12 protein-coding genes are annotated in these 13635 nt (G+C 38.5%); 7 read left to right on the top strand and 5 right to left on the bottom strand.

Annotated elements, in window-relative coordinates; all coding sequences use genetic code 11:
- Positions 1–107: 107 nt before the first annotated feature.
- Positions 108–2438, bottom strand: coding sequence for an ATP-dependent helicase (locus tag DRF60_RS11415; RefSeq protein ID WP_116012187.1), 2331 nt, complete (start codon positions 2436–2438; stop codon positions 108–110).
- 284 nt (positions 2439–2722) lie between these two features.
- Here DRF60_RS11415 and DRF60_RS11420 point away from each other — a divergent pair, with 284 nt between their 5' ends.
- The 3 genes from DRF60_RS11420 (at position 2723) to secG (ending at position 6628) form a co-directional block, all read left to right on the top strand.
- A complete protein-coding gene (locus DRF60_RS11420) occupies positions 2723–4036 on the top strand; it encodes a M16 family metallopeptidase (RefSeq protein WP_116012188.1) in 1314 nt (437 codons plus the stop codon).
- Between the two features lie 53 nt (positions 4037–4089).
- On the top strand, positions 4090–6135 hold the full coding sequence (locus DRF60_RS11425) for a M16 family metallopeptidase (protein WP_116012189.1): 2046 nt from the start codon (positions 4090–4092) through the stop codon (positions 6133–6135).
- Between the two features lie 133 nt (positions 6136–6268).
- On the top strand, positions 6269–6628 hold the full coding sequence (gene secG, locus DRF60_RS11430; RefSeq protein ID WP_116012190.1) for a preprotein translocase subunit SecG: 360 nt from the start codon (positions 6269–6271) through the stop codon (positions 6626–6628).
- A 51-nt stretch (positions 6629–6679) separates the two neighbouring features.
- Here secG and DRF60_RS11435 read toward each other — a convergent pair whose 3' ends face one another.
- Both DRF60_RS11435 and recR read right to left on the bottom strand, forming a co-directional pair.
- Entirely contained in the window at positions 6680–7519 is an 840-nt protein-coding gene (locus DRF60_RS11435; protein WP_116012247.1) for a glycosyltransferase family 2 protein, read from the bottom strand.
- Complete coding sequence (gene recR, locus DRF60_RS11440; protein ID WP_111955686.1) at positions 7515–8126, bottom strand: recombination mediator RecR; 612 nt, start codon at positions 8124–8126, stop codon at positions 7515–7517. Before recR ends, DRF60_RS11435 begins: the two co-directional genes overlap by 5 nt.
- A 521-nt stretch (positions 8127–8647) precedes the next feature.
- Here recR and DRF60_RS11445 point away from each other — a divergent pair.
- The 4 genes from DRF60_RS11445 to DRF60_RS11460 all read left to right on the top strand — a co-directional run bounded on the left by DRF60_RS11445 (position 8648) and on the right by DRF60_RS11460 (position 12101).
- Complete coding sequence (locus DRF60_RS11445; RefSeq protein ID WP_116012191.1) at positions 8648–9253, top strand: LURP-one-related/scramblase family protein; 606 nt, start codon at positions 8648–8650, stop codon at positions 9251–9253.
- 18 nt (positions 9254–9271) lie between these two features.
- Positions 9272–9763 carry a hypothetical protein gene (locus tag DRF60_RS11450; protein ID WP_116012192.1) on the top strand — a complete coding sequence of 164 codons (492 nt, stop codon included), beginning with the start codon at positions 9272–9274 and terminating at the stop codon, positions 9761–9763.
- Positions 9764–9870: 107 nt separating this feature from the next.
- Positions 9871–11313 (top strand): aminoacyl-histidine dipeptidase, encoded by a 1443-nt coding sequence (locus DRF60_RS11455; protein ID WP_116012193.1) that lies wholly within the window; start codon positions 9871–9873, stop codon positions 11311–11313.
- A 206-nt stretch (positions 11314–11519) separates the two neighbouring features.
- The gene (locus DRF60_RS11460) at positions 11520–12101 is read left to right on the top strand and encodes an LOG family protein (RefSeq protein ID WP_116012194.1); all 582 of its coding nucleotides are present in this window, start codon (positions 11520–11522) and stop codon (positions 12099–12101) included.
- Positions 12102–12234: 133 nt separating this feature from the next.
- Here DRF60_RS11460 and DRF60_RS11465 read toward each other — a convergent pair whose 3' ends face one another.
- Together DRF60_RS11465 and DRF60_RS11470 are read right to left on the bottom strand one after the other, a co-directional pair.
- Positions 12235–12564, bottom strand: a complete 330-nt coding sequence (locus DRF60_RS11465; RefSeq protein ID WP_116012195.1) for a 2Fe-2S iron-sulfur cluster-binding family protein — start codon at positions 12562–12564, stop codon at positions 12235–12237.
- 12 nt (positions 12565–12576) lie between these two features.
- Positions 12577–13632, bottom strand: coding sequence for an NAD(P)/FAD-dependent oxidoreductase (locus tag DRF60_RS11470; protein WP_116012196.1), 1056 nt, complete (start codon positions 13630–13632; stop codon positions 12577–12579).
- Positions 13633–13635 lie beyond the last annotated feature (3 nt).

The following is a 13635-nucleotide window of genomic DNA, read 5'->3' on the forward strand; positions in this document are numbered from 1 at the left end:
AGCATTCTTTTAGGCTTTGAGAAGGTAAAATATAAAACGGACCCCAAATGGAACCCGTTTTAAATTTAAACTATGATAATCAGCTTTTTTGCTTAAAAAATGTATTATTATATTTTCGTCAGTTTTGCATACTTCAGGATAAGATTTTTCTCTCCTTCATGTATGAAAATTACTTTAGCTTTGATGTTCTGCGGATCTGTACCATCAAGGAAAGAAACTTCCCCGATGCCGAAACGGTCGTGTCTTACTTTGTCTCCTACTTCAATATCCTGTGAAGAAGCGCCGCTTGGATTGATAATTTTCGCCGTGCTTACCGGCTTCAGCTTTCTGACTTCAGGTGCAGGTTTTGAGCCTTCCCCTTTTTCAATGGTTTTCTTTTCAACTTTTCTGAAAGAACGCTGTTCGGAAGGATGCTCATCAAAAATATTGGATTTAATTCCTGTATTATTGATAAATCTCTTTTCCAGAGCAGGATTCAAGAATTCAATATATTCTTCATCTATTTCACTTAAGAATCTTGATGGTTCCGCATCCGTGATTTTCCCCCACTGAAAACGCGAAACTGCATACGAGAAAAATACCTGCTTTTCAGCTCTTGTTAAGGCTACATAAAATAAACGTCTTTCTTCTTCCAGGTCTTCCCTTGTCGCTGAGCTCATAAAGCTTGGGAATAGATTTTCCTCAAGTCCCACAAGATGTACCACCGGAAATTCCAGACCTTTAGACAGGTGAATGGTCATTAAAGAAACCATATCTTCATCTGTATTTTTATCCTGAGTATCGGCAGAAAGAGCAATATTTTCAAGGAAATTCGGAAGGCTCGGATCTCCGTCTTCCAGCTGCATCTGCTCTTCAATGAATCCCTGCATAGAGTTCATTAATTCCTGCACGTTTTCTACCCTGGAAATTCCTTCAGGAGTCTGGTCATCCTTTAAGAATTTAATCAGTCCGCTGCGTTTGGCAACTTCCATAGCAACACTGTAAGCAGTATCAGTTTTCAGTAATACCTGGAAAGCTTTGATCATGGACCAGAAATCATTCAGTTTGATTAAAACACCGTTGTTTAAGCCCAACTGCGGAGCATACATCGGCAGATTATCCAGTACCTGTGAAATGGTTACATTATGGGAATCCGCAAAAACGATCAGTTTATTCTGTGTGGTTTCTCCAATTCCTCTTGTAGGGTAATTAATGATCCTCATCAATGCCTCAGAATCATTTTCATTAACCAGAAGACGCAGATAGGCAATAAGATCTTTCACCTCCTTTCTCTGATAGAACGAAAGCCCTCCGTAAACTTTGTAAGGAATATTTTTACGTCTCAGCGCGTCTTCAAATGCCCTGGTCTGTGAATTGGTTCTATATAAAATTGCAAAATCACTGTACTTTCTCTGGTCAGTGTTTCTGAGTTCCCAGATATTTCCGGCTACAAAATTTGCTTCATCAGCGTCAGAAAGGGAACGGTATATTTTGATCTTGTCTCCTTCTTCATTATCGCTGAAAACATTCTTTTTAAACTGCTGTAAGTTTTTTGCGATGACAACGTTGGCTGCATTTACAATGTTCTGAGTCGAGCGGTAATTCTGCTCCAGAGAAACAGTTATCGCATCAGGATAATCCTTCTTAAAGTTTAAGATATTATAAATATTCGCGCCACGGAAGGAATAAATGGACTGTGCATCATCTCCTACCACACAGATATTTTCAAATTTTGAGGCCAGAGCTTTCACAATAAGATACTGGGAATGGTTGGTATCCTGGTACTCATCTACCATGATATACCTGAACCTGTCCTGGTATTTGGCCAATACTTCCGGAAAACGGGTCAGTAATTCATTGGTCTTTAGCAGTAAGTCATCAAAATCCATCGCGCCGTTCTTAAAACACGCTTCCACATATTTCTGGTAGATCTTTCCGATGAATTTCATATTGGCTTTTTCATCAGCTTCCATCAGTTCCGGATTGTTGAAATAGGCCTTTACTGTGATCAGATTATTTTTGTATGTTGAAATTCTTGCCTGAACTTTTTTAGGCTTATAAAGATCGGCATCGATGTTCATGTCTTTGAGTACTTTTCTGATAACATTCAAGGCATCCTGCTGGTCATAGATCGTAAAATTAGAAGGATAGCCCAGATAATGACCTTCAATTCTCAGGATTCTTGCAAAAACAGAGTGAAAAGTTCCCATCCATAAGCTTCTTGCATTGCTGTCTCCCACTACTTTCGCGATACGGTCTTTCATTTCGCGGGCAGCTTTATTGGTAAACGTCAGGGCCAGAATATTGAAAGGGTCAATTCCGTTGTGGATCAGGTGGGCAATACGCATGGTGAGCACACGTGTCTTTCCGGACCCTGCGCCCGCAAGCACCATCAATGGTCCCTGTAGAGAGGTAACGGCTTCATATTGTGATTCATTGAGTCCTTTCAGATAATCCATACTGCAAAAAATTTTGGGAACACAAAATTAATGTATTCAAAGGACAATTCAAATTATGAGTTTAATTTATAGAAAGTAAAAAATTAGACTGTCTGTTCTTAAGGGTTAGAACAGTTTTAATCATTTGAGTTTTTCACAATAGTCCACTTTCACTTTCTGTATTGGTAATATTATGGTTACAAAAAAATGGATTCATAAGATTTTGCAAATCAAAAATAAGTAGAGTAATTATGTAACAAATACCGTGTTTGCCCTACTAATTTATACAAAACAATTTCTACTTTATGAAAAAGCGACTTCTTTCTGTAGCAGCAGCATCTTTCTTCGGAATGGTCCTGAATGCACAGCAAATTAAATTCGAAGAGTATGACCTGCCAAACGGTCTTCACGTAATTCTTCACCAGGACAATTCTGCGCCGGTAGTCACTACTGGGGTAATGTATCATGTAGGTGCGAAGGATGAAGTAAAGGGAAGAACAGGTTTTGCCCACTTTTTTGAACATCTTCTGTTTGAAGGAACCCCCAACATCAAAAGAGGTGACTGGTTTAAGATCGTTTCTTCAAACGGAGGACAAAATAATGCAAACACTACGAATGACCGAACGTATTATTATGAAACATTCCCTTCCAACAACGAGCAGCTGGGTCTTTGGATGGAAGCTGAAAGAATGCGCCATGCCTTGATCAATCAAGTGGGGGTAGATACTCAGAGAGAGGTTGTAAAAGAGGAGAAAAGATTAAGAATGGACAACCAGCCTTATGGAAACCTTTTTCCTACTATTCAGAAAAATTTATTTACGAATCACCCGTACAACTGGCCTACGATCGGTTCTATGGAAGATCTTAACTCTGCAAAACTGGAAGAGTTCCAGGCTTTCTATAAAAAATACTACGTTCCGAACAATGCCACATTGGTAGTTGCAGGAGATATCAAGCCTGAGCAGACTAAAAAATGGATCCAGGAATACTACGGAGGAATCCAGAAAGGAACCCTTTATCCAAAAGATTTCCCGAAAGATGCTCCTATAACTCAGGAAAAAGAGGTAACGGCTACAGACCCGAACATTCAGCTTCCTGCGTATATTTTCGCGTACAGAACTCCGGCGAATAAAGAAAAAGATGCCTATGTTCTAGATATGCTTTCATCTTATCTGAGCAATGGTAAATCTTCAGTTTTATACAAAAAATTAGTTGATCAGGATAAAAAAGCGCTTGCCGTACAGGCTTTCAACCAGGGTCTTGAAGATTACAGTATTTTCGCATTCTTCGCAATCCCGATGGGCCAGACTACAAAACAGACTTTACAGGCGGATATTGATGCTGAAATTAAAAAACTGCAAACAGGTCTGATCTCCGAGGAAGATTATCAGAAGCTTCAAAACCAGTATGAGAATCAGTTCGTAAATGCCAACTCAAGTATTCAGGGAATTGCGGCTTCATTGGCAACCAATCATGTTCTGATGGGTGATACCAACCTGATCAATAAGGAAATCGACATTTACAGATCGATCACGAGACAGGATCTGCAGAATGCGGCTAAAAAATATCTGAATTCCAATCAAAGAGTAATCATTAATTACGTTCCTGAAAAAAAGTAATCATTTAAAACTCAGGTTTTGAAATATGATTATTAAAAATTAAATTTTTACAAATGAAAAAGCAATTAACATATATAGCTGCAGCGTTTTTATTCGCAGGAACGGTTTCAGCACAAAAAATTGACCTTAATGCAATGCCGAAACCGGGACCTACTCCTGCGATCAACATTGCAAAACCAAAAACTTTCCAGCTAAGCAATGGTCTTACGGTAATGGTTGTGGAAAACAATAAACTACCAAGAGTAAACACTACTCTTTCTATGGACAGACCGCCTTTCCTCGAAGGAAGCGTAGCCGGAGTAAGCTCTATCATGGCTGAGCAGTTCGAAAACGGAACAACCAATCTGAGCAAAGAGGATTTTAATAAAAAAGTAGATTATCTGGGAGCCAATTTAAACTTTTCTTCCAATGGTGCTTTTGCGAATTCTCTTTCAAAATATTTCCCTGAGGTACTGGGTTTAATGGCAGATGCGATCATTAATCCAAAGTTCTCTGCGGAAGAAATCCAAAGCTCAAAGGAAAGAGCATTGGAAGGATTAAAGGCAGATGAAAAAAATGCTTCTTCCATTGCTTCTAAAGTTTCCAATGCATTAATGTATGGTAAAAATACAGCCAGAGGTGAATTCGAAACCGTGGAAACGATCAATAAAATCCAATTGGCTGACGTACAAAACGTTTATAAAAAATATTACGCTCCGGACAATGCTTATTTAGTAATTGTAGGTGATGTGAAATTTGACAAGGTAAAATCACTGGTAGAAAAAGCTTTCAGCGGATGGAAAAAGGCCAATACACCGGCAACTACACTGGAACCGGCTTCCAATCTATCCAAAACAGAGATTAATGTGGTAGATGTTCCTTCGGCTGTACAGTCTGTGGTTTCGGTGAATAACCTGAACAATCTTAAAATGAAAGATCCCAATTATTTTGCTGCTACAATGGCCAATTATATCTTAGGCGGAGGCGGTGAAGCGAGACTTTTCATGAACCTTCGCGAAAAGAACGGATTCACTTATGGTGCTTATTCTAGTATGAATGCCGGTAAATATTCTTCTGACTTTTCAGCTGATGCAAGTGTAAGAAATGAGGTTACGGATAAAGCAGTTAAGGAATTTATGAATGAACTTAATGCCATTTCTACCGTAAAACCTGAAGAACTGGAAAATGCCAAGGCTAAGCTGAAAGGTTCTTTCATCATGTCTCTGGAGAAGCCCGAAACGATTGCCAAATTTGCTTTAAATCAAAAGGTCCAGGACCTTCCGTCTGATTTCTATACCAATTATTTAAAATCAATTGATAAGGTAACTGCAGCTGATATTTCCAATGCAGTAAAATCTACCATTTTACCCAATCAAAGCAGAATTTTCATTGCCGGTAAAGCCGCTGATATTTCTGAAGGGCTTGAAAAACTAGGCTACCCTGTAAAATATTACGATAAAGAAGCTAATCCGGTAGCAAAACCGACTGCACAAAAAGTAGATGCCAATGTAAGTGTAGCTTCTATCGCTGATAAATACATCACTGCAATCGGAGGAAAAGCAAATCTCGCAAAAATCTCTTCTTACACAATGGATGCTTCGATGTCTATGCAGGGGCAGAATATTGATTTTAAAATCATAAAAGCTCAGGGTGGAAAGGAATCAACATCAGTTACCGCCATGGGCCAGGTTGTTCAAAAGCAGGTTTTCGACGGAAAACAGGGATATTCTGAGCAAATGGGACAAAAAACACCTATGAAACCGGAACAAGTTGCTGAAAAACAGAAAAATACTGAATTATTTGAAGAGTTAGGTTTTGCAAAATCTTCAGAATACAAAGTGGCTGGAATTGAAAAAATTGGTGGTGAAGATTCTTATGCTGTAAAAGGTAATAATGTAACGTATTACTACAGTGTAGCTACAGGATTAAAAACAGGAGAAACCAGAACTGCAAAAGCGCAGGGACAGGAAGTAACCATTCCTACCACTTTCTCTAATTACAAAGATGTAAATGGTGTGAAAATGCCATATACCATCTCCGTAAGCCAAATGGGCATGGATATGGTAATGAATGTAAAATCATACGAAGTGAACCAGGCTAAAGATTCTGATTTTAAATAAAGAATACTCTTTTTTTATATAAAAACGGCAGCTGACGCTGCCGTTTTTATTTTTAAATAACATTTACTGTGATCTTCTTTGCCATTCGGTAAAAAAAGATTAAATTTGCCCATTCAAAAAGATATCAGAATTAATGGATACTATATTTACACTATTGATGGTTCTTGTTATGATTGCCAGCATCTTATTGGTAATCATCGTTATGGCTCAAAATCCTAAAGGAGGAGGCCTTTCCAGTACTTTCGGAGGTGCATCACCTGCACAGTTCGGAGTACAGAGAACCAATGATTTCATGGAAAAAGCAACATGGACTCTGGGCGCAGTAATCATCGTTCTTATCCTTATAAGCGTTGTGATCACAGGTAAGCCTACAACAGCAGCTCCTGCACAGCAGCAGCCAGTGAAGAAAGAAACTACAGCTCCGGCTAAACAATCTACTCCAGCGGCGACTACCACTACTCCGGCTCAGACACCTGTAGCTCCGGCAAAATAATAACAGATTTATCTTATATACAACAAAAGCAGTTCAAATTGAACTGCTTTTTTATTTTAGCTTGATCTTCTCGATCTTGTGACGAAGCCTTAGTCCTGCTTTTAAAAATGAATACTGCATAGGCTTAGATTCTCTGTAATATTTATCAATAAAGATCTGCATAGCCCCATAAAACCGGTCAAGATACACCTCATCTTTAATAGTACTCTCTCCTTTATGATGGAGAAGGGAAGCCTTTCCATAATAATAGTTTTTATAACCGCTTCTCAACAGCGTATAGCACAGATCAATGTCTTCCCCGTACATAAAATATGCTTCATCCAGCCCACCAATTTTTTCATAAACCTCTCTTCTGATTAATAAAAAAGCTCCGGTAACCACATCTACTTCTGCAACTGCATTTTCATCAATATCACTTCTGTAATAGGATTGTGAATTGCTTCTCTTGAAATTCGTAAACAGCTTTTCAAAAGAATTGAACATATCCGGTACTGAGCGTTTACTTTCAGGCAGAAAGTTCCCCTCTGCATCATGCATCCTTACCCCGAGGCATCCAAAATCCGGTTTAGAATCAGAAAAATCCAGAATATCTTTCATATAATATCCTTCCAGTTCGGTATCCGGATTTAAAAGAAGAACATATTCTCCGGCTGCTGTTTTTATCGCTTTGTTATTGGCAACAGCAAAACCTTCATTATGTTCGGAGGATATAAAATGGACCTTGGGAAATTCCGGAATGAGATCACTCCAGGAAGCATCAGTAGATGCATTGTCTATAACAATTACTTCATAATCCTCCCCTTCCGCATATTTTTGGATAGACAGAAGGCAATTTCTCAACAGCCTGGTCACATTATAATTGACAATGATTATTGACAGCTTCATATTAATCCTTTTCGTTGTATGGCAGCCTGTTAATAATGGATCTTCCCAAAGATACTTCATCTGCATATTCCAGTTCGTCTCCTACTGAGATTCCTCTGGCAATGCTTGAAAAACTGACCTTAAAGTTTTTAAATTTTTTGTAAATATAATAGGCTGTTGTATCCCCTTCCATTGTGGCACTTAACGCAAAAATAAATTCTTTTACCCCGCCTTCGTTCACTTTTCTTTCAATACTCGGTATATTCAGCTGATTGGGCCCAACGCCTTCCATCGGTGATATTTTCCCACCCAAGATCAGGTATTTCCCTGTAAACTTTCCTGTATTTTCAATGGCAATTACGTCACGTACATCTTCAACGATACAGATCAGCTCGCTGTTCCTTTTTTCATTGCTGCAGATCTCACAAACGTCAAAATCTGAAAAATTATGGCATTCTTTGCAATATTTTATTTCGTTAACAAGGTTGATCAATGAGTTTCCAAGTCCTATTGCTCTGGAACTGGGTTGTTTTAACAGATGCAATGCCAATCTCAACGCTGTTTTTCTCCCGATTCCGGGCAGCCCTGAAATTTCGTCTACGGCTTTTGCTAACACTTTACTAGGGTAATCCATAACTACAAAAATAAGGAATATTGTTGAGAATTGAAGGGGTTTATGAGTTAGAGAGTCAGAGAGTTTTAGGGCTTTTAGCGTTGGGGAATTATAAGTTTCAGGGGCGTACTCCGGGGTGCAGGTCGGAGCGTTGAAGGGGTTTAGAGCATGTGGTTATAAAAGAAGTTGATAAACTAAAACCTGACATGGTCAGAAATATAGAATAAAAAACCAATATCTGGAGGCTGAGGCTCCCGAAGCCACCAGTACTCATGTCTGAAATCTGAAATCTGGCATCTGGATTCTTGACTCTTACATCGTGGTTCGCTCACTCACCATTCACTTGCAAAGCAAAATTCACCATTGGCATTTTCCAACCTGAATCTCAGCCTTAACCTAAAGTCTCATGTCTCGTGTCTGAAATCTGGCATCTGATATCTAAAATCTCGGTTCTTGACTCTTGGTTCTTGGTTCTTGGTTCTTGGTTCTTAGTTCTAAAAAAACCTTTATCTTTGGGGTTCTAATATGAAAAAAATAAACTAATGGTACTTAAAAACCTAAATTATCCTCTGGATTTCAAATTTAAAATCTCCACTTTGGCAAGTGATTTCAATATTACAGACAGAAACGGGAACTATGTAGCGTATGTCCGTCAGAAAATGTTCAAGCTGAAGGAAGATGTTATTGTTTTCAATGACGAAAGCAAATCTAAAGAGCTTTTCAGGATCAAAGCCAATCAATGGATCGATTTCAATGCTTCTTATTCTTTAAACGACCTCACTGACAACAAAAATTACGGAAGACTGGCAAGAAAAGGGATGCGCTCTCTCTGGAAATCTACTTATGACATCCTGGATTCAAACGACCAACCCAAATTCACAGTCACAGAGGATAATGCATGGACAAAATTCTTTGATGGCATGGTGAGTGAGATTCCAATTATAGGAATGTTCACAGGATATTTTCTTAACCCCGCTTATACCGTAAGAGGTATTGACGGAAAAGAATATTTTAAACTTAAAAAAATGCCTTCGTTCTTCGGAAGAAGATTCCAGCTTGACAGAATGATCGATATTGATGACGAAGACGAAAGTTTAGTCATCTTATCCTTACTGATGATGGTTCTTCTTGAAAGAGCAAGAGGCTAAACATAAAAACCACAGACAATGAAATATTTAATCATTCTTTTTTCAGCACTTCTTTTGACTGCGTGTAAAAAAGATAAGGAAACTGTCAGGGATAGCACTTCAACAGATTCTTTAAACCTTGTTAAAGATTCTGCAAAAACAGAAACAGCACCAGGAAAAGTTCTAGTAGACATTATCCCTTTTCCAAAAGAGATCAAAGAATGCTCATGCTATTTTGCAAGAAATAAGGCTGATTTTGAAGCAGAAAAATACATTTATGCTGATGATGCAGGAAAAACAGCCTACATGAAACTTGACGGTAAAAGATTAACAATGAATCTTATCTCGTCAAGCGATATGGAAGTTGACGAAGAACTGACGAAAGAAATTGAAAGCGACAACTATAAGATTTCTGTAAAAGGAAAAAAAATAAAAAGCGAAGAAGCTTTATTATTCGAAGGTACCCTGACGATTGAAAAACCGGATGGTACTGTAGAAACATTACCTATTTACGGGGAATGCGGATGTTAAAAAACAATAGAGATAAAGACAAATTTACCTCTATTCTCCACATAAAAAGTGCTTCCGGATTCACGGAAGCATTTTTTATTTTGTAATTTTGATAAAAATAAAATTTCATGGAATTATCTAATATAGAACCGCAGATTATCTGGAAAAATTTCTCCAAATTAAATGCAGTTCCAAGACCATCTAAAAAAGAAGAAAGAGTGATTGCTTTCATCAAAGAATTTGGTGAAAATTTAGGATTGGAAACTACGGTGGATGAAGTAGGAAATGTGATTATCAGGAAACCTGCAACTCCGGGCATGGAAAACCGTAAATCCGTCGTTCTTCAGTCGCACTTGGATATGGTATGCCAGAAAAACAGCGATGTTAATTTTGATTTCGATACAGAAGGTATCAAAATGGAGGTAGATGGAGATTGGGTAAAGGCAAAAGGAACAACTCTGGGTGCTGATAACGGTTTAGGAGTGGCAACCATCATGTCAATCCTTGAAAGTTCAGATATTCCACATCCTGCTATGGAAGCTCTTTTTACGATTGATGAAGAGACGGGAATGACAGGCGCGTTAGGTTTAAAGCCGGGTCAGCTTACAGGAGAAATCTTATTAAACCTGGATACGGAAGAAGATGATGAAATTGATATCGGCTGTGCAGGCGGTGTAGATGTAACCATTACTCAAAATTATGGAACAGAAGCAGCAAAAGGACAGATTATAAGAATTGAAGTGAAAGGCCTGCAGGGAGGACATTCAGGAATGGACATTCACAAAGGTTTCGGAAATTCCAATATTATTTTAGGAAGACTTCTTTACAGTGGTTCAGCAAACCAGAATATTCAATTGGTATCTATAGACGGAGGCGGATTGAGAAATGCCATTCCAAGAGAAGCTACGGCACTTATTTCTGTGAGAAATGCTCAGGAATTTATCGAAACAGCTACAATTCTGAAAAAAGAAATTTTAGAAGAATTTGCTACGGTAGAACCTGGTCTCCACATCAATATTGAAAATTCCACAACATCTGACAAGGCAGTTTCCGAGGATGATTCCAGGAAGATTATTCTTACTTTAAAATCTCTTCACAATGGGGTTTACAGAATGAGCCCGGACGTAAAAGATCTTGTGGAAGCATCCAACAATGTAGCAAGAGTGGAATTAAAAGGCGGTGAGCTTAAAATCTTAAACTTAACCAGGTCATCTGTGGATTCATCTAAGTATTCGGTAGCAGAACAGTTAAAATCTGTAGCAGAATTAGCCGGAATGAATGTTGAATTCAGTGGTTCTTATCCTGGATGGAAGCCAAAACCGGGTTCTGAGATCGTACAGCTGATGGAAAAAATCTACACCGAAAAATTTGGCGAAAAGCCTCATGTGGTAGCTTGTCACGCAGGACTGGAATGTGGGATTATCGGAGCCAATTATCCTGAAATGGAAATGGTAAGTTTCGGGCCAACAATCAGAGGAGCTCACTCTCCGGATGAAAAAGCTAATATTCCTTCTGCTCAGAAGTTCTGGAGCTTTACTAAAGATATTTTAGCGAATATTCCTTTAAAATAAGAAGATAAAATTGCTATATTGAATATCCAAAGTCGTTTGATTTTGGATATTTTTAATTTGAACCATTAAGTTTTTTTTTAAGTCGTTAAGATCATTAAGAATTTACAGATATTACGCTTAAAAATATCTTCGATATTTTACTTAACTTTCCTTAATCACTTCATTGATCTTAATGGTTCAAAAATCATTTAACAAGATTTACAATAATGAAAAGTATAACAGTATTCTGCGGCTCAAGTTTCGGCACAGATGATATTTTTAAAGAACAGGCTTTCCTTCTGGGACAAACATTGGCAAAACAAGACATTCAACTGATTTACGGCGGTGCAGATGTTGGTTTGATGGGAGCCGTTGCAGATGGAGCTTTAAATGAAAAGGGGAAAGTCGTTGGAGTTCTTCCCCACTTCCTGCAATCCAAAGAAATTGCCCATAAAAAACTTACCGAACTCATCCTCGTAGAAACCATGCATGAAAGAAAAACAAAGATGAATGACCTCTGCGATGGCGTGATCGTTCTTCCCGGCGGCTACGGAACCTTGGAAGAGTTCTTTGAAATGATCACATGGGCACAGCTCGGGCTTCATAAAAAACCGATCGGTATTTTAAATATCGATAGGTTTTATGATGATTTAATAAGACTGGTTCAAACTATGGTTGATAAAGGATTTTTAAAGCAAGTGAATCGTGATATGCTTTTGATAAGTGGCAGCATTGACGAGCTTTTGGATAAAATGAGAAATTATCAGGCGCCTACTGTAGGAAAATGGATTTCGAAGGAGAAGATATAATAATTAAAAAAGATACTATAATCATTCACGAAGAGAAATATTATTCAAATAAAAAATAGTAAATAATATACACATAACAAAACCGCTTGGAAATTTCCAAGCGGTTTTTATATTAACTTAAATTAAATATATTCTAAGGATAGGGAGCAATCTCCACTTCAAGACCTTCCATAGCATCCATCATATGCAGCTGACATCCCAGTCTGCTGTTGTCTTTCACGTGGTAAGCTTCCGCCAGCATGGCATCTTCTTCATCGCCCATTGGCTCAAGGCCCGGATCATTAATCACATATACCTGACATGAGGCACACATCGCCATTCCTCCGCATACTCCGATGGTTCCCTCTTCCGCCAGTTCATAAGAGCGGATGATCTCCATCAGGTTCATAGACATATCTGTAGGTGCTACAACATCATGGGTCACCCCTTCCCGATCCGTGATCTTTATATTAATATCTGACATAATAATGCAAAATTAGTCAATTTTTTTCACAACTGCCTTTTCTGCTTCCTTACGGCTGCCGTCAAATCCATCTACACCGCTTACTGTTGTATATTTAAGGACAAATTTCTTACCCGGATTCAGTCTGTTGTAAACACTCTGACACATTAAAGTAGCTTCGTGGAAACCACAAAGGATCAGCTTCAGTTTTCCCGGATAGGTATTGATATCTCCGATCGCATAGATTCCATCGATATTCGTCTGATAATCAAGCGCATTGTTTACAACGATCGCATTTTTCTCAATATTCAGTCCCCAGTTTCCGATCTCTCCCAATTTTGGAGTCAGTCCGAATAGAGGAATGAAATAATCTGTTTCAATATCGAAAGCTTCCTGGCCTTCAATTTCTACCGTGATCGCTTCAACTTTTCCGTCCCCTTTGATACCAGTAACTTCAGCAGGCGTAATTAATTTAATTTTACCCTGGTTCTTAAGATCCTGAACTTTCTCTACGGAATCCAAAGCTCCTCTGAACTCATTTCTTCTGTGGATCAAAGTCACTTCACTTGCTACATTGGAAAGGAAAACGCTCCAGTCAAGAGCAGAATCTCCTCCTCCGGCAATCACTACTCTTTTGTTTCTGAAATGCTCAGGCTCTTTAACAAAATATTCAAGACCTTTTTCCTCATAGTCAGCAACGTTTTCAAAAGTAGGCTTTCTGGGCTCAAAAGTTCCCAATCCACCGGCAATGGCAATAGCTTTGCATCTGTGCACCGTTCCTTTGTTGGTGATCACTTCAAACCATTCATCATCCACTTTTTTATAAGAAACCGCAGTTTCTCCCAAAGTGAATCCCGGCTGGAATTGCTTGATCTGCTCCATTAAATTATCTACTAATTCTCCAGCATTCACTGAAGGATATCCCGGAATATCGAAAATAGGTTTTTTCGGATAAAGCTCTGCTAGCTGTCCTCCTGGCTGCGGAAGTGCATCAATAATATGGCACTTCATTTTTAATAAACCTGCTTCAAAAACAGCAAAAAGCCCGGTAGGTCCGGCTCCTATGATCAATATATCAGTGGTTATCATAAT

Origin of the sequence: Chryseobacterium elymi, from assembly GCF_003385495.1 — a bacterium.
GTDB lineage: Bacteria > Bacteroidota > Bacteroidia > Flavobacteriales > Weeksellaceae > Chryseobacterium > Chryseobacterium elymi.